We start from the raw sequence: 16,409 nt of genomic DNA, 5'->3' as shown, positions 1-16,409 counted from the left end.
CTTCCTTTCACTTCATCCGTTTTGTCAGTCCTATCAGTTTATTGCTTTTCGATTGGCGCAAATGCGGCAAGGAGACGCTTAATGCCTGTAGGGCTTGGGAAGGCAATATCAAGCTCTGTACTATCTCCACTACCTTTTACACTCACAACCGTGCCAACGCCCCATTTTTTATGAGCGGCTTTATCACCGACAGCCCAGCCAATGCTGCCGCCGCCTGTGTTTTGAATGGTTTGCGTTTGTGGACGTGAGACAGGCCCTCGTCTTTGCGGTCTTTCTCTCGTTTGGCCAAACGGTGTTTTCGTTTCTTTTTTCTCATTTAGGTTGTCCAATAAATCAGCTGGTATTTCTCTGATAAATCGTGATTCCAGATTCATGTTCGTCCGGCCGAATAACGTTCTCATCTTCGCACTTGATAAATAAAGCTCTTCTTCGGCCCGTGTGATCCCCACGTAAGCGAGACGGCGCTCTTCTTCCATCTCAGCATCTTCCATTAATGAACGGCTGTGCGGGAAGACGCCTTCCTCCATTCCCATTAAGAACACAACGGGGAATTCAAGTCCTTTTGCTGCGTGGAGGGTCATTAAAATGACGGCATCCTGATCTTCTTCCTCAGCCTCATCTAGCTTATCAATGTCTGCGACAAGGGCGAGGTCTGTCAGGAAGGTGACAAGTGATTTATCTTCATTTTGTTCTTCAAAGTTTTTGGTGACCGATAGAAACTCGTCAATATTTTCTAAGCGGCTTTGTGCTTCAATCGTTTTTTCGATCTTCAGCGCTTCACGGTAACCTGTTTTCTCTAGGATCTCTTCCGTTAATTCTGTGACAGATAAATAATCCTGCATATTTGTCATTTGATCAATGAGCTGCTTGAACTCATCAAGTGCATTGGCAGCTCTTGCACTGAGTCCAATGAAATCCACCTGACCAAGTGCTTCAAACATAGAAAGATCATTCATTTCTGCATATGCAGCAATTTTATCAACAGAAGTCGCCCCAATTCCACGCTTTGGTACGTTGACAATGCGCGCAAAACTAATATCGTCATCTGGATTTGCCACAAGGCGTAAGTATGCCAAAATGTCCTTGATCTCTTTTCTGTCATAGAACTTCGTACCGCCGACGATATTGTATTGAATGTTCGCCTTCATTAACGTTTCCTCTATGACACGTGACTGAGCGTTCGTTCGATAGAGGATCGCAAAATCAGATAATTTACGCTTGCCGCTCTGATGAAGCTGATGAATCTTTCCAGCGACAAATTGACCTTCACCGAATTCATTATCCGCACGGTAATAGGCAATCTTCGCTCCTTCATCATTTTCTGTCCAAAGATTTTTCGGCTTACGGTTTGAATTGTTTTGAATGACCGTGTTTGCGGCATTCAGAATACGTTTGGTCGATCTGTAATTTTGCTCAAGCAAAATCACTACACTGGACGGATAATCTTTTTCAAAGGAAAGAATGTTTGTAATATCCGCTCCACGCCAGCGGTAGATGGACTGATCCGAGTCACCGACCACACATATATTTTGAAAACGCTGCGCGAGCAATTTCACAAGCATGTACTGCGCTCTGTTTGTATCCTGATACTCATCGACATGAATGTATTGAAATTTTCGCTGATAGTGTTCTAATACTTCAGGAATTCGCTCAAACAGTCTGATGGTCATCATGATCAAATCATCAAAATCGAGTGACTGATTTTTGAGTAATCGTTTTTGATAATCTGTATAGACGTCGCTGACGACTTGATCGTAAAAGTCACCGGCTGTTTTTGCGTATTCCTCTGCGTCAATGAGTTCGTTTTTTGCACTACTGATTGAACCTAAAATGCTACGTGGATCAAACTTTTTAGGATCGATATTTCGTTCTTTTAAAATGTTTTTAATGACTGAAAGCTGATCAGATGTGTCTAATATAGAAAAGTTGCGATTCACACCAATACGGTCAATATCGCGTCGTAAAATGCGCACACACATGCTGTGGAACGTAGAGATCCAAATGTCATCCGCACCAGGCCCTAAAATCGCTTGTACACGCTCACGCATTTCTCTTGCTGCTTTATTTGTAAAGGTAATCGCTAAAATATTCCACGGTGCCACATGCTTTTCTGCCATTAAATACGCAATTCGATGCGTGAGCACTCGTGTTTTTCCACTACCTGCTCCTGCCATCAGTAGCAGCGGCCCGTCTGTTGCTTTGACCGCTTCTTTCTGCGCGTCATTCAGCCCTTCTAATAGATGATTCGATATTTCATTCATTTCATTCACCGCCAATTCGAACTTATGTTCTATTTTAACCCGTTTCGTCTTGTTTGACTATGATGACTTTTTCACTGCGTCGACTGTCTTTAACGCTTCTTTAAAATTGTCATAAATGACGTTCCCCACTACGACAACGTCTGCATGCTGTGCAAAGTCTTTCGCCTGCTCTTCGCTTTCAATACCGCCGCCATAAAATAGAACCGTTTCATGTAGCACTGCTTTTGTTTCTTTCACAAGCTCTATGTCTCCAAGCGTTCCGCTGTATTCTAAGTAAAAGATGGGCAGTTTCATCAAGTGCTCTGCCACTCTCGCATAAGCCCTTACGTCATCTATATCCAGTGCCGTATTTGCCTCTGTCAGCTTAGCCGCTTTACACTCTTCGTTTAAGATGACATATCCTTCCGGCACAATCTCTTCCATTGACATCAAATCACCGTATTCCTTCATCGCATCCTTATGCAGACCAACAATCCAATCTGGATGAGCGCTGTTTAACACAGTGGGGATAAAATACAGGTCAAAGCCAGGCACAATCATCTCATGTGTCGAGATTTCAAGGACACATGGCACAAGAAAGCGGCGCACCTTTGACATGAGTTGCAGCACGTTGTCTTCTGTCACGTTGTCACTGCCGCCAATTAAAATGGCATCCGTACCGGATTCACAAATCGCTTCAAGTTGTTCATCGGAAATCTCTTTATTTGGATCGAGTTTAAAGACATGCTTCCACTCGGTAACATCATACATGAAAAACGTTCCTCCATTCGTTTCATTCCATTTAAATATTATAACAAAATCAGACACCGCAAAAAATGGGTAACCTCCTTCAGCTAAAAGTTTCATTCTTTTGAAAATAGTCGATTTTCACTTTAGGCGAGGTGAATGGAGACTATATGAAAAGCTCCACTTCAATAGGAGCTGAGTGAGATCAATAGATGGATACTGAACTGAAATGAGAGCTACTTCATCTCATCACATGATATTATACATGAAAGGAACATTTGACTATCGACCAAGCAGGTGAATGATTTGAAAAGAACCATCACATATGATCAAACGATCGACATCGGATACATCTATCTCATCCCGCCTCGAATCGGGACAATTAAAGAAACCATTGAATTAGACGTGAATGAATGTGTGAACGTAGACATCGACAAAGAGGGCCGAGTGGCTGGGCTGGAGTTATTTGCAGAAGAAGCAGAGGTGTTGAAACACACACCCGTTTATGAGGACGAGCTTTCGTTACGTTTTACGGATCAGGAAGTTCTCTCAACCTATCATTTATCGGGCATTGAATTTCAATTCTCAACGCCTGATCACAATGGACTGATTGGTTTTACCATTGTCGATTCTCTTAAATATCATGTCAAAAGAAAGACAAGAAAAAACCGTTTTGATTGATTCAAAACGGTTTTTAAAGCTATTGTCTCACTTCATTAAAATAATGAACAGATGTCATGGCCCCTTCATCGACCATCTTGTTGTCTTGAATATCTAACGGATCAGGGTGACCAGCTTTTTCAGGAACCTTTTCATCTGATCGGAACATGCTGATCCATTTCTTCAGATGCTGTTTATTTTTAACCGCTAATAACACAGCACCTCCAACTCCTAATCCAGCAAGTACATACGTATTTGGACGCTTATTCATGTTTGTTCCCTCCCCTTTTGATCTTATTTTTAAGTTACCCTGCCTTTTCATTTCTAAACGTCACAGTATGTTGTTCTTGCCATGTGGTTTCTCTTTGACCGAAAAGTGGAATAACAACAACAATGAAAGAGAAAAGAGGGGATATGGATGACAACGACTTTCATTGTCATAGGCGCACTTATTGTGATTTGTTTGATCGTACCTGTCGTGCTATTACTATGGATTTGGATGAGAGATGAAAAACAAGAAGAACACTCTGTCCTGCGGAATTATCCGGTCATTGGAAAATTGCGGTTCATTTTTGAAAAAATAGGACCTGAGCTTCGCCAATATCTCTTTCTCAATGATCGAGAGGAACTTCCTTTTTCAAGAAGAGAATACGAGCAGGCCGTCATGTCTGGAAAATACAACAGCCGGACAATGGGATTTGGTTCAAAACGTGATTTTGACAAGCCAGGTTATTACATTCGAAACGTCCTCTTTCCAAAGCAGCGAGATGAATTGCGCATCGACCAATCAGAAAACATTCAAACAAAAGTGTATCAAATTGATCAAGATAATTTACTTAGAAGAAGTGAACATACGAAAGAAGTTGAAGCAAAACCTTATTATCTCCATGAAGAAGATGTACAAATCATTGGTGAACATACATGCCAAAAACCCTTCCGCGTCAAGGGATTGATTGGTCAATCAGCCATGAGCTACGGCTCCTTAGGCGACCGGGCGATTACGGCTCTATCCTCCGGCTTAAAAATGGCTGGCGGCACATGGATGAACACAGGTGAAGGCGGGCTTTCGCCTTACCATCTCAAAGGGGGCGCCGATATCATTTGCCAGATTGGGCCTGGTTTATTTGGGGTTCGAACAGAGGATGGCGCATTTTCATTTGAAGAGTTTAAGAAAAAAAGTGAGCATGATGAAGTAAAAGCCTTTGAACTTAAGCTAGCACAAGGAGCGAAAACACGCGGGGGACACATTGACGGTGAAAAAGTCACAGAAGAAATTGCCCAAATCCGCAAACTGCCGCCGCACCAATCCATTGACAGTCCGAACCGGTTCGAGATGTTTCACTCCATTCCTGACATGCTTGAATTTATTGAACAACTGCGAAACATCGGCGGAAAACCAGTTGGAATCAAGCTAGTTGTTGGACATAAAGAAGATATCGAGGAGCTTGCTCTCTATATGAAAAAAAGTGGAAAACATCCTGATTTCATTACAGTGGATGGCGGAGAAGGTGGCACAGGTGCTTCCTTTCATGAACTGGCTGATTCCGCAGGCCTGCCCATTTTCACCGCACTACCGATGGTCCATCAAATTTTGAAGAAATATGGGGTTCGAGATCAACTCAAGCTGTTTGCGTCTGGTAAACTTCTCTCCCCTGATAAAATCGCCATTGCCCTTTCCATGGGAGCGGATTTTGTGAATATCGCACGAGGATTGATGTTCTCGGTTGGCTGTATTCGGGCGCAAGTATGCCACACGAATAAATGCCCTGTTGGGGTTGCCACCACAGATCCAAAGCTGCAAAAAGGTTTATCCATTGAAGAAAAGAAATACCGAGTCTGCAATTATATCCTGTCCCTTAGAGAAGGTTTGTTTAATTTATGCGCAGCAGCTGGAATTGAATCACCTATTCATTTTAACGAAAAACATATTATTTTTAGACAAGAAAACGGCCAGACAAGTGAAGTCCCTATGTTCTCCGGCACAGAGCAGTCTGTCTAGCTTAAAAAGGTGCGTTTCCGCACCTTTTTTTGTTGACATTTTTGCTCAATCACGTATAAAGAACTTAATAGATCTATGATAAGGAGAAAGAGTATGCGTGAAAAAAGGTCCGCGGTATGAAACGAAAGACTCAACAGATCATAAAAGAAATGAACGCAAATACGCAGTCGTTTCCGGCGAATGTTTCTGACTACTGGCATCTGCCTCTACCAGCGGCTTATGATTTTATGACGTCCAACAGAACACCGAAAAAGATCAAACGTCTATGCATTCAAACTCTATTGAATAGAGCTGAGCATCTCATTGATTTGAAACCAAACGACGGAGAAATATATCGTGTCGTGGTCGCAGTCGATCTGCCTGGATTATGGCATTCACAAATCATTGTGTTTAAAGGGGATTCTTATGTGAAAGATTTCTTCAACAGACAAGATAAGTATCAGACATGGCTTCCCCTTTCTGATCAGAGAAATATTCAAAAAGAATGGGATTTATCTGTTGCACAAAATATGCGAACCATCGGTTTTAAGGAAGTAATCACTGATGACGATGAAGTGTCCTATGAAGGTGAACAATGGTTTATGGGGGAACTTGATGATATCAAAAAGAGCCATTTCAAATGAAACGGCTCTTTTTGTTCAACTTCAAAACGACAAATCATAAAGAATATTTGCAGTGAAAGCTGCTTTATTTTGTTTCGTCCGTTGCTTGTTGCTCTGCTACGCGGTCAAGTGCCATCGTATAGGCATCATTTCCGTAGTTCAAGCAGCGTTTGACACGTGAGATAGTGGCTGTACTTGCACCTGTTTCCGTTTCAATTTTGTGATACGTATTTCCCTCGCGAAGCATACGCGCTACTTCAAGACGCTGTGATAAAGATTGGATTTCATTGATGGTGCACAAATCATCAAAAAATCGATAACATTCTTCCAGGTCTTTAAGGGATAAGATGGAGTTGAATAGCTGATCTAAGCTTTTGCCCCTTAATTTATCAATTTGCATCTTTATACATCTTCTCCTTTACTATTGGCACACCGCTCCGCACTGACTTTTCCGAGAAAGCGGTATCTTTCCTGACTCATTTTTTTCAACCTCAGCAATGAGCTTTGAACGAATCATGACAGGTTTGGTTCTACGCTGAAAATGCCATCAGGTTCTTTCGTAAGCCGAAGCTTCTTTATCGTAAACAAATTCGACAAGTTTTGTCATATTCCTTGTGCGACAATCTGACAAACTTGTTTGCCTCCGATATCTAGAACACTTCTGCTCTGTTAAGTCTTTCCCTAAAAAACAGTATGTGTAGAAAGCTTGGCGAGACGACAAACCTGCGCCCCGCCTTGCTTAATTATTCAAAATATGTTGGTCGGCCAGCGTAACCGACAGATTCATTTTACAATTGGGCACTTCATTCGTCATGTCAAAGCCCTATGCTTTGTCACCATATCTAGCAGCGAAGAGATCCATTGCTCACTTCTGCCCTATAACAGCGGTCAAAAATCTAGCAAATATGATACAGCTCCACTCTGTTATATTTTAACGCATTATAGACGGAAAGAGTACAGTTTTTTTCATGACATCAAATATTCCTCTTGGTGTCACCCGAATATACGGCAAGTGTGTGCTTTGGAAAAAGACAAGTGTATCAATCGGGCAGTCAAATGGATACCCGCGCTCAATGAGTAGCTCGCGTAACGTTTGCTCCTGCTGAAGAACCGTTTCAAACGATTCAGCTGATGCACAGCCTGATAATTGCAGCGGGATTTCATGCAAAATCTTTCCGTTTTCTGTGAGCACAATTCCCCCGCCAATTTCTTTCATTCGCTTATGAGCAAGCATCATATCATCTTTATTTTTCCCAATCACTAAAATGTCACCAGTGGTTGAAAATGAGCTGACAAACCCTTGCACCTTGTTTGCAAATCCTTTTAACATTGTGTTCACGCGCCACTCGCCTTTTCGATCAATCAGACTGAAGAAGCTTTGATCATGGTCACAGGACAGCTGATTGACAGAGTTATCAATCTCCACTGTATAAGGCTCCATAATGACAGCATTTCGCATTTTGACACCGAGCGGCATTGAGAATTGCAAGTCACTCATCGTCAGGTCATAGCTTAAATCTAATGGTTCGAGCCCGCCATTTTCCCATTTTGTCTCTTGGAATTGATGCTGGTTCTCCCCCTCTAATTTAAGGATCACCCCTTTAGAAATCACCGTTTCTGGATTTGGATTCATCGGATCATCTAAAATATTCAAAGAAGCCAATCGGCCAGGACCGACCACGCCTAATAAGTCATCAATTTGATAGTATTTCGCAATGTTAAAGGTTGCCATATTGTACGCATCAATAGTAGGCACGCCTTCTTCAAGGGCAATGGAAATGAGACGATTGATCATGCCTTCTTCATAAAAATGAGGTGCTGATCCATCTGTTGTATAGAAAAAGTGATCGTAGTGCCTAAAGTCACGCTCATGCAACTCTCTTAAAATGTTCACTAAATCTGGGCGGATGGAAGAATGACGCAACGACACATGATAGCCAAGAGACAAGCGTTTGAGCACATCGTCTGCATTCATTGCTTCATGATCACTGTCCGCTCCAAACAGCTTCATTTTTGTTAGCGTTTTCTCAGAAGCCCCAGGGAAATGTCCTTCAATTCGTTTTCTCTGCTTCTTCGTTTCTTGCATGCAATATAAAATGAGATCATCACCGTCCATTAATCTTGGCCAGCTCGTTAATTCGCCGCCTTGAAGGACGTCGGGATGATCAATCCATTCTTTCCGATAGTTAATAGGAAGCATCTCATCTTCATACCTGACCTCGGTTTGAAGATCGTATCTAGACCACCAGAAGTACTGAAATGGCTGCTTTTTTAATTCGCATAGAGTGGAAAGCGCTTTCTTTTCGTTGCTTTGCAAAAGAAGAAATAAGTTATCGCTGACCATTGTTGTTGTGCCAAATTGAGACACATATTCTGCAAGTGATTGGGGATTATAAATATGGAACGGATGCGCGTGAGGTTCAATATACCCCGGCACAATGTATTTACCTTCACAATCAATCACACGTTTAGCTGATTTATTTTGAGGAAGCTCTGCTCCGACATAAACAATTCGATCATCATGTATCCAAATATTTGCCTTCACCCATTGCTTCAAAAACGGGTTTAGCACGAGTCCATTCGTTAAAAGGAGTGTTGGAACTATTTTTGAGTCGACTACATCGATTTGTGTGCGGATGTCATTGTTTCTCCAATTAAAAGTACGTTCGGACATTCACATACTCTCCTTCATTTGTATTAGCCCTATCGTAACATAACGAACCACGTTACGCATTAATGAAACGTTACAATTTCTTGAAATCACACTTAAAATAATTTAAAAAAGGAGAATCACTTGCAATGAAACCTAATCTTGGCTTAATGGAAGCGCTCATGAGAATTGCCTGCGGAATGACGATTTGTACTGTAGCTGGTTCCTTATATGCTCGAAAACCATGGAGTAAAATGCTGCTTTTTGGCATCATGCTCGGCGGATTAAAATTGGGATCTGGTATTCTTCGTTTTTGTCCAGTGACCTATATGTGTGAGCAGCAGAATACACATAAAGAGAAGGCTGAGTAGACAGCCTTCTTCAGATTGTTGACAAAGAGCTAAAATGAATTTTATTTTAGCTCTTTGTCTTCCTTTCAGCGTGACATGAAAACCTTTGAAGTCTAGGAAGGGCGAGCACCGGCGCACAGACCAGCGGGCGAATGCCAGGGTTTATCTAAACGCTGGAGAAGGCTGAGTAGACAGCCTTCTTTTTTTGTGTGTGAATCATTCCGCTGCTTCGCACCATTTGACCAATGTACCAGCAATGATTTCTGCTGCTTCAATGACATGTTTGATCTCAATAGATTCATTTGGGAAGTGGGCAAGCTCTGTCGTTCCCGGTCCAAACACAATGATTGGGATATCCGCTGCTTGTGACAGTAATCCGCCGTCTGTCCCCCAAGGGGCTGCTTCCACCTTTGGCGGGTGCTGCATGACCTCTTCATATTGTTCCTTCAATAGACCTAAAAGCGGGTGATCAGAGTCGATTGACCCCGGAAGCCATCTAGCACCAAACCACTCCACCTCCACAGGATGTTCTTGAAACCAATCATCCTTTTCAGCGAGTCCAGTCATCCAATTTTCTAATTCCTTCTCTGCCTGCTCAACTGTCTCACCTGGCATCACACCAAGCCTGCCTTCCATTGTGACAAGATCGGCGACAGAGGACGGCCAATCACCGCCTTGAATTTTTCCAATGTTGATCGGAATTGGAATCGGGATGTGCTGAAACAGCGGCTCCGTCACTCGCTGATTTCTTTCTTTTTCTAGTGCCGCTATATGAGAAAGAACCACCGTGCTCTTTTCAATAGCAGAAACACCGTGATACCTTGTTCCGCCATGAGCTGCCCTTCCTTTAATATGCAACCTGAACCACTTTGACCCTTGCTGAATCGGAAAAATGTTCATATGACTTGGCTCCGGAATGATGGCAGCATCCGCTGTGTACCCTTTCAATATCGCTGCAAGTGTGCCTGCTCCGCCGCTTTCCTCTTCGACGACACTATGAAACACCACATCTCCTTTCAGGGGAATCTGAAGCGCATGCAGTGCCTCAAGCGCAAAGAGTAAAGAAACGTTTCCGCCTTTCATATCTGTTGCCCCGCGTCCATAAAGTCTCCCGTTTATGATATGCCCGCTGTAAGGCGGATATGTCCATTGATTCTTATCTCCTGCCGGAACCACATCTACATGCCCGTTTAATAAAATCGATTTGCCGCCACCTTTTCCTTTCAATCGCCCAGCAACGTTGGGACTCCCTTGAAAAGATCGGCGCGGGGAATAAAAATAAGGATGCTCTAGTAATTCATCGCCGCCAATTTCCCAAACGTCTACATCAAAGCCAACGGCGGACAGTTTATTGGCCACGATCTGCTGAACCTCTTCTTCATTTCCTTGGGTGCTGTCACATTGCACCATTTGCTGAAGAAGCGTAATGGCCTCATCCTGATGCTCTTTCATCCAGTTTCTGATACGTGTCATTGGCTGCAAGTCGTTCATCCTTTCTACACAACAGATTTGACATCAGGCGCTAAAATTAATGGCGCTTCAGTCGCCCTTATGACATCTTCCGGCTGAAATGGCGGCATGACTTCACGTAAAATGAGCAGCTGAGACTTGACCTCAATGACCGCCATATCCGTAATAATCAAATCGACACACGCTTTAGCGGTTAAGGGCAATGTACAAGTCGATTTCACTTTAGATCGACCGTGTTTATCCAGATGGCTCATCACCACTACCACTTTTTTCGCTTTTTGCGCCAGCTCAATCGCTCCGCCCATACCCGGTACTCTTTTCCCCGGTACAATCCAATTGGCAAGATCCCCTTGGCTGCTTACTTCAAGTGCACCCAAAATCGTCATATCCAGCATTCCTTTTCGGATGATGCCAAAAGCAGTCGTACTGTCCATGTACGAGCCGCCCTTTGTTAACGTAATGGGAAAACCGCCCGCATTGCATAAATTCGGATCTTCTTCCCCTTGCAAAGGCGAGGCTCCTGCACCCATAATGCCGTTTTCTGCATGCAGCCCCACCTCGTAATGTGATGGAATGTAATCTGCTGCTAGGGTCGGAATGCCGATCCCAAGATTCACAATCATGCCATCTTCAATTTCTTGTGCTGCTCTTTTGGCAATGCGGTGTCTTAAATCGATGTCTCCCATGCCCATGTCCAGTTCACTCCTTTTGATTGCACGATTTGATTCACAAATACGCCTGGCGTCACGATTTCTTCTGGATCGAGCTGCCCCGCTGCCACAATTTCTTCTGCCTCCGCAATGGTCCAGTCTCCTGCCATCGCCACAATCGGGTTTGTATTCCGTGCGCTTTTATCAAAAATCAGGTTTCCCACTTCATCTGCTTTGTAGGCATTGACGATGGCAATATCCGCTGTGAGCGCAGGCTCCAACATATAATTCTTCCCATTCAGCTCAACCAATTGTTTCTCATCGAGATTCAGGCTATCCATCCCAACATCTGTCACAATGCCCGCCAGACCCATTCCGCCTGCTCTGATTTTTTCTGCAAGAATGCCCTGCGGATAAAAATGAACGTCTAATGTACCAGCCTGCATTTTCTGTCCGGCAATGGGATTTGAGCCGATATGAGAGGCGATGATTTTTTTCACTCTTCCTTCTGTGATGAGCCGGCCCACACCAATTTGCGGGAAACCTGCATCATTTCCGATCAATGTCAGATCTTGAATATTTGCTTCCAAAATGGCATCAATCAACGATGGTGGTGAACCCACGCCGCCAAATCCGCCAAACATGATGGTCATGCCATCTTTTAATCGCGTCATCACTTCATCCAAACCCACAGTTTTGTTCATGTTCGTTCCTCCTTACATAGCAGATGGGAAAAACCCTCGATTGATCACTTCTTGTTCGACTTGTGTGATGGTCTGCCCGAATAAATCAATGAGTTCATCCATTTCCTGCTGTGTGATGGAAAGCGGCGGTGCGATCATAACTGCTGCGCCTCCAACTCCATCCTCTCCAGCGCTTGCTGGATACACCAGCAGTCCATTTTGTTTTGCCGTTTCAACGACGAGGTTGGTTATCTGAGCATGTGCAGGAAATGGCGTTTTGGATAAACGATCTGCGACAAACTCAATGCCAATAAGCAATCCCTTCCCTCTCACATCTCCTATGATGGAATGATTGACTTGCAGATCTTTTAAAGCATTCATCAGATATCGCCCAGAAAGGTCAGCCCGGTCGGGAAGCTGATGTTTTTTCATATATCGAATGACCGCTAATGAAACGGCTGCTGAAAGCGGATTGGCACTATATGTGTGCCCTGCCATGACAGAGCCGGAGCCGCTGATAATCGGTGCCATCACACGATCCGTTGAGACAACTGCTGCGATTGGAGAATAACCTGCGCTCATTCCCTTTCCAAGAACCATGATATCTGGTACCGTGCCCCAATGTTCCATCGCAAACATTTTTCCAGTTCGTCCAAAGCCCGTCATGACTTCATCTGCGATCATTAAAATGTCGTTTTCTTCACAGACACGCTTCATCGCTTCGAAATAACCGTCTGGCGGCAGGAGCGCCGCTCCCGCTGCGCCAACAATCGGTTCGGCGATCAATGCGGCAATCCTCTCTTTTCCTATACGCTGGATGACGGTTTTAAATTCCTGGACATACCACTCGACCTGCTTGCTGTCTTCCTTTGGCAGCCATGACCTGTAGCTATAGGGCGGAGACAGCACTGGGTGCTTTTCAAGCAGTGGTTCAAAACGCTCTCTCCTTGCAATATGACCTGACATCGACAGCGCCCCTAATGTAATGCCGTGGTAACTCATCCATCTTGAGATGATATGATTTTTTTCCGTCTTCCCCTGCTCCTGCCAATGCTGTATCGCCATTTTCATAGCAGTCTCCGTTGCTTCTGAACCACTCCCTACAAAAAAAGACCAGTTCAGATCACCTGGGCAAAGTGTACTCAATTCATACGCTAGTTCTTCCGCTGGTTCATTCGTAAATTGTGACCTGTACGTAAAGCTCACCTTGTTCGCTTGCTCCGTCATCGCATCAATAATGTCTTGTATGCCATGTCCAATACTTGCCGTGACTGCCCCTGATGAGCCATCTATATATTTTTTTCCGTCCCGATCATATAAGTAAATCCCCTCTCCTCTCACAGCCACAGGATATTGCTGATTTAACATCGGTTTGATTAAGTAATCCCGGGTCTCCACTTTGTCATTCCTCCCTCTCTTGTCAGCAGCTGCACTTTTCTTTTTACATGAATCGCAAGAAAATTTTGTATACTTGGTATAAGATTAGCTTAATCAAGAGGGCAGTCATCCTCCATTCGCCATATGCCCGAATTTCACACGTGTTTTTTATACATGGTGTATAAGAGTGTTCAAAAGGAGGTCATGAGTCTATGGCGATTCTCGTCAAAGATGCACTCTCGCTCGATATGATGAAAGAAACCAAACTGCTTGCTGGAGAAAATGGACTGGATCGTCTTATCCAGTGGGTGACCATTGTGGAAATTATTGAGGACACGTCTAGACTTTCCGAAGGAGAATTACTTGTTACAACTGGATTTGGGCTGACAGAAAATAAAGAAAGACGCATCCGGCTTGAAAAATTGATTCAATCTCATCGTCTTTCAGCCATTGCCATTTATAAAGGCGTGTACTTAACGGAAATTCCCGCATCACTCATTGAAGCCGCCGAAAATAGCGGTATTCCGCTCATCGAGATTCCGCCCCATGTCAATTTTTCAGACATCACAAAAGCCGTTCTAGAACAAATCGTCAGCAGTCAGCTCCATCAGCTCAAATATTCTTCCGCGATTCATCAAAGACTGACCCATTTAAATGTGAGCAATAAAAATGTCACGCAAATTACAGATGAACTGGCACATCTCACAGCAGCAAATATCGTCGTACTGGATGTGTTTTTGCACCAAACAGCAGCTCATCTCGAAACAGACGAAGTGACCTATTCTCCTGCTTTTGGCTTTCTAACAGATGACGAACCGATTGAAACCTCTTCTCTGCTCAAGCAGGCAGAGGAAAAAGGCCGGCTCGTCTATGACACATATGGTGCGTTTGTTCTAGCTGCATGCCCCGTGATTGCAATGGGGGATATTTTCGGGTTCATTGTGGCGTTAAAGAAAAAAGAGACGTGGCACCATCTCGATGCCATCGCCATTGAGCATGCCGGTGCGGTGTATGCGATTGAATGGTTGAAACAAAAAGCCATTCAAGATACAGAAAACCAAATGCAGGGGCATTTATTGGATGATATGCTGCAACAGCAATACACAGAAGAAAGTTATGTCATCGAACAAGCAAGAAAGCTGCAATATGATATGAGCGAAGAACAAGTCGTCATCTACTTTCAATTTCAGCATCAGCACACACAGCTCGACCATCAAATGGTGCAGCGCCTATCCCAATTGCTCACATCCATTTTTGAACGCAGACAAATTCCCTTTTTATTAAAGGCAAGGCTTGATTCCATTTTCGTTCTGACACCCGCAGGAAAAAACACGTATCAAGAAACAAATTGGTATCGCGCATCAGAAGAATGCCGCAGTACTTGGTCTTATTTTTTCCCCGTCCATCCCATTGTGATTGGCATTGGAAGAGCCTACGACCAGATCAGTCTCTTTGCTAAAAGTGCAAAAGAAGCCCAATATGCAGCAAGGCTTCTTCCTCTTTTGAAAACAGATGACAGCATCATTCATTATCAGAAGCTCGGTCTATATGGGATGCTGCTTGAAATGAACGAAGCCGGAATGAATTTGCATGACTTTTATGTGGAGCTGTTAAGCCCGCTGCTTTATACAAAAAAACAAGGAGCTGACCTCATTCATACACTCGAAGTGTATTTGGCACATAATGAAAATATTCAAAAGTCAGCGGGGGAATTGTTTATTCACCGGCATACGTTAAGCTACCGGTTGAAACAAATTGAAACGAGAACAGGCTGCAGCCTCAAATCCACTGATGATCGGATGAAGCTGCAGCTAAGTATCATGGCGTACCGCCTATCTGGTCTTCTTGATCAGATGAGAACCATTTCATGATTCATTTGGCGTTTTGACCCATAGATTCATATCTTCAATTTTGTCAAAAATATAGCAGTTGTTTTGAAAGCGTCCGGTGTATGTATACCCGAGCTGATAAAATACTTGATTCATTCCATAGGACAGTGCACGGGCAAGAGAATAAAAGACATAAATGTGCATGGATTGAAGCTCTTGTTCGAGGGCTAGAATCAAATGATGCATGAATCCTAGTTTTCTGTATGTGGGAAGGGTTGCACAATCTGTTAGTTCTGCATGACCATACGGTACATTGATTTCAGCGGATGCGGCACTTACAAGTTGACCGTCATGTTCAACGGCATAAAAAACCGTCCCTTCCTCCATTACCTTTCGGATGTAATCTGGCTCATTCATTGGCGTGGGGTACGTTTCAAAGACCGTATCATAGAGCGCTGCCAGCTTGTGCACATCCTCTGGACCGGCTTTCCTCATCACATACTCATCCTGCCACACGCCTTGGTCTTTTTTAATCGGCTTTTCTTGAATAGACGCAACGATTTCATCTTCCTTCAACCAAAATGGGCTGTTCATTCGATCTTCGGTCAGAAAGAGCGACATGCCGTATGCATCACTTCCGAGAAAATAATGAGAAAACACCCCTTCAAGCCGAAAGCCTTTTGCTAAAAAAAGAAGCATATGCTCGCGCCTTACTTTTACAATAACCTTAGACGCCTTGCAGTCCGCCGCTTCCTGAAGCACGGACTGAATCACATCCTGCACCCTGCCGCTATAGTCATCCAAACGAATTCGCTCATTAAATGGATCCATACAGATCAAAGCAGAAAAACGCTCGTTTGCAAGTTTCTTCAATTGCACCATACACTCATTCCCCTCTTAGCTAATGAAAAACTTCCAAATTAAAAATGAAGAAATAGCAATGCCAGAAAAAATGGATAGGATCATATAACTAATGGCAAAGCCTTTTTTCAATTTATTCTGCTTAATGGCAGTCACCATGATGTTATTTATAGTTATGAGATATAAAACAAGCATGACGTTTGCAAAGATGATAAATGCTTTGATTTCCATGTTGCCTCCCCAAATCTATTCGTGATCCCATACTACTTCTTCATCATCTGCCCGCATCCC

16 protein-coding genes are annotated in these 16,409 nt (G+C 43.5%); 5 read left to right on the top strand and 11 right to left on the bottom strand.

The window, feature by feature from the left end:
* Positions 1 to 38 precede the first annotated feature (38 nt).
* Together pcrA and pcrB are read right to left on the bottom strand one after the other, a co-directional pair.
* A complete protein-coding gene (gene pcrA, locus ES896_RS15150) occupies positions 39 to 2,261 on the bottom strand; it encodes a DNA helicase PcrA (protein ID WP_135226973.1) in 2,223 nt (740 codons plus the stop codon).
* Positions 2,262 to 2,318: 57 nt separating this feature from the next.
* A complete protein-coding gene (pcrB, locus tag ES896_RS15145) occupies positions 2,319 to 3,011 on the bottom strand; it encodes a heptaprenylglyceryl phosphate synthase (protein WP_008344257.1) in 693 nt (230 codons plus the stop codon).
* A gap of 273 nt (positions 3,012 to 3,284) precedes the next feature.
* Here pcrB and ES896_RS15140 point away from each other — a divergent pair, with 273 nt between their 5' ends.
* Positions 3,285 to 3,668, top strand: a complete 384-nt coding sequence (locus ES896_RS15140; protein WP_240688389.1) for a DUF2283 domain-containing protein — start codon at positions 3,285 to 3,287, stop codon at positions 3,666 to 3,668.
* Positions 3,669 to 3,687: 19 nt separating this feature from the next.
* On the opposite strand, the gene ES896_RS15135 is transcribed toward ES896_RS15140, so the two are convergent.
* Positions 3,688 to 3,918 (bottom strand): hypothetical protein, encoded by a 231-nt coding sequence (locus tag ES896_RS15135; protein ID WP_019743748.1) that lies wholly within the window; start codon positions 3,916 to 3,918, stop codon positions 3,688 to 3,690.
* A 147-nt stretch (positions 3,919 to 4,065) separates the two neighbouring features.
* Here ES896_RS15135 and ES896_RS15130 point away from each other — a divergent pair, with 147 nt between their 5' ends.
* Positions 4,066 to 5,646 (top strand): FMN-binding glutamate synthase family protein, encoded by a 1,581-nt coding sequence (locus ES896_RS15130; protein ID WP_135226971.1) that lies wholly within the window; start codon positions 4,066 to 4,068, stop codon positions 5,644 to 5,646.
* 116 nt (positions 5,647 to 5,762) lie between these two features.
* A complete protein-coding gene (locus ES896_RS15125; RefSeq protein WP_135226970.1) occupies positions 5,763 to 6,269 on the top strand; it encodes a DUF3916 domain-containing protein in 507 nt (168 codons plus the stop codon).
* A gap of 64 nt (positions 6,270 to 6,333) precedes the next feature.
* Here ES896_RS15125 and ES896_RS15120 read toward each other — a convergent pair whose 3' ends face one another.
* Positions 6,334 to 6,648, bottom strand: a complete 315-nt coding sequence (locus ES896_RS15120) for a YerC/YecD family TrpR-related protein (protein WP_007496879.1) — start codon at positions 6,646 to 6,648, stop codon at positions 6,334 to 6,336.
* A 531-nt stretch (positions 6,649 to 7,179) separates the two neighbouring features.
* A complete protein-coding gene (locus ES896_RS15115) occupies positions 7,180 to 8,922 on the bottom strand; it encodes an adenine deaminase C-terminal domain-containing protein (RefSeq protein ID WP_017366759.1) in 1,743 nt (580 codons plus the stop codon).
* Between the two features lie 125 nt (positions 8,923 to 9,047).
* On the opposite strand from ES896_RS15115, the gene ES896_RS15110 reads away from it, so the two are divergent.
* A complete protein-coding gene (locus ES896_RS15110; protein ID WP_008344274.1) occupies positions 9,048 to 9,269 on the top strand; it encodes a YgaP family membrane protein in 222 nt (73 codons plus the stop codon).
* A gap of 195 nt (positions 9,270 to 9,464) precedes the next feature.
* On the opposite strand, the gene ES896_RS15105 is transcribed toward ES896_RS15110, so the two are convergent.
* Genes ES896_RS15105 through ES896_RS15090 form a run of 4 tightly spaced genes read right to left on the bottom strand, consistent with a single transcriptional unit; the run spans position 9,465 to position 13,449 of the window.
* Positions 9,465 to 10,730, bottom strand: a complete 1,266-nt coding sequence (locus ES896_RS15105) for a peptidase (RefSeq protein ID WP_135226969.1) — start codon at positions 10,728 to 10,730, stop codon at positions 9,465 to 9,467.
* A gap of 14 nt (positions 10,731 to 10,744) precedes the next feature.
* A complete protein-coding gene (locus ES896_RS15100) occupies positions 10,745 to 11,410 on the bottom strand; it encodes a 3-oxoacid CoA-transferase subunit B (RefSeq protein WP_135226968.1) in 666 nt (221 codons plus the stop codon).
* A complete protein-coding gene (locus ES896_RS15095; protein ID WP_008344277.1) occupies positions 11,386 to 12,072 on the bottom strand; it encodes a CoA transferase subunit A in 687 nt (228 codons plus the stop codon). Before ES896_RS15095 ends, ES896_RS15100 begins: the two co-directional genes overlap by 25 nt.
* A 12-nt stretch (positions 12,073 to 12,084) precedes the next feature.
* Positions 12,085 to 13,449 carry an aspartate aminotransferase family protein gene (locus ES896_RS15090; protein ID WP_019743752.1) on the bottom strand — a complete coding sequence of 455 codons (1,365 nt, stop codon included), beginning with the start codon at positions 13,447 to 13,449 and terminating at the stop codon, positions 12,085 to 12,087.
* Between the two features lie 191 nt (positions 13,450 to 13,640).
* Between ES896_RS15090 and ES896_RS15085 the strand changes: the two genes are divergently transcribed.
* Complete coding sequence (locus ES896_RS15085; protein WP_046526923.1) at positions 13,641 to 15,299, top strand: PucR family transcriptional regulator; 1,659 nt, start codon at positions 13,641 to 13,643, stop codon at positions 15,297 to 15,299.
* Here ES896_RS15085 and ablB read toward each other — a convergent pair.
* A complete protein-coding gene (gene ablB / locus ES896_RS15080; protein WP_071167947.1) occupies positions 15,294 to 16,139 on the bottom strand; it encodes a putative beta-lysine N-acetyltransferase in 846 nt (281 codons plus the stop codon). The two genes, ES896_RS15085 and ablB, sit on opposite strands and share 6 nt — an antisense overlap.
* A 15-nt stretch (positions 16,140 to 16,154) precedes the next feature.
* Entirely contained in the window at positions 16,155 to 16,349 is a 195-nt protein-coding gene (locus ES896_RS15075) for a hypothetical protein (RefSeq protein ID WP_008344285.1), read from the bottom strand.
* Positions 16,350 to 16,409 lie beyond the last annotated feature (60 nt).

This window comes from Bacillus sp. 005/A4HT-01/001, from assembly GCF_004634445.1.
Taxonomy (GTDB): Bacteria; Bacillota; Bacilli; order Bacillales; family Bacillaceae; genus Bacillus; species Bacillus altitudinis.
This window is presented reverse-complemented; position numbering and strand designations above follow the sequence as displayed.

What these genes read in the sequence shown, in the direction of transcription:
- ES896_RS15135 (WP_019743748.1), bottom strand. Translation starts at nt 3,918, where the DNA reads ATGAATAAGCGTCCAAATACGTATGTACTTGCTGGATTAGGAGTTGGA.
- ES896_RS15125 (WP_135226970.1), top strand. Translation starts at nt 5,763, where the DNA reads ATGAAACGAAAGACTCAACAGATCATAAAAGAAATGAACGCAAATACG.
- ES896_RS15100 (WP_135226968.1), bottom strand. Translation starts at nt 11,410, where the DNA reads ATGGGCATGGGAGACATCGATTTAAGACACCGCATTGCCAAAAGAGCA.
- ablB (WP_071167947.1), bottom strand. Translation starts at nt 16,139, where the DNA reads ATGGTGCAATTGAAGAAACTTGCAAACGAGCGTTTTTCTGCTTTGATC.
- ES896_RS15075 (WP_008344285.1), bottom strand. Translation starts at nt 16,349, where the DNA reads ATGGAAATCAAAGCATTTATCATCTTTGCAAACGTCATGCTTGTTTTA.
- ES896_RS15095 (WP_008344277.1), bottom strand. Translation starts at nt 12,072, where the DNA reads ATGAACAAAACTGTGGGTTTGGATGAAGTGATGACGCGATTAAAAGAT.
- ES896_RS15085 (WP_046526923.1), top strand. Translation starts at nt 13,641, where the DNA reads ATGGCGATTCTCGTCAAAGATGCACTCTCGCTCGATATGATGAAAGAA.
- ES896_RS15130 (WP_135226971.1), top strand. Translation starts at nt 4,066, where the DNA reads ATGACAACGACTTTCATTGTCATAGGCGCACTTATTGTGATTTGTTTG.
- ES896_RS15110 (WP_008344274.1), top strand. Translation starts at nt 9,048, where the DNA reads ATGAAACCTAATCTTGGCTTAATGGAAGCGCTCATGAGAATTGCCTGC.
- ES896_RS15120 (WP_007496879.1), bottom strand. Translation starts at nt 6,648, where the DNA reads ATGCAAATTGATAAATTAAGGGGCAAAAGCTTAGATCAGCTATTCAAC.
- ES896_RS15115 (WP_017366759.1), bottom strand. Translation starts at nt 8,922, where the DNA reads ATGTCCGAACGTACTTTTAATTGGAGAAACAATGACATCCGCACACAA.
- pcrB (WP_008344257.1), bottom strand. Translation starts at nt 3,011, where the DNA reads ATGTATGATGTTACCGAGTGGAAGCATGTCTTTAAACTCGATCCAAAT.
- pcrA (WP_135226973.1), bottom strand. Translation starts at nt 2,261, where the DNA reads ATGAATGAAATATCGAATCATCTATTAGAAGGGCTGAATGACGCGCAG.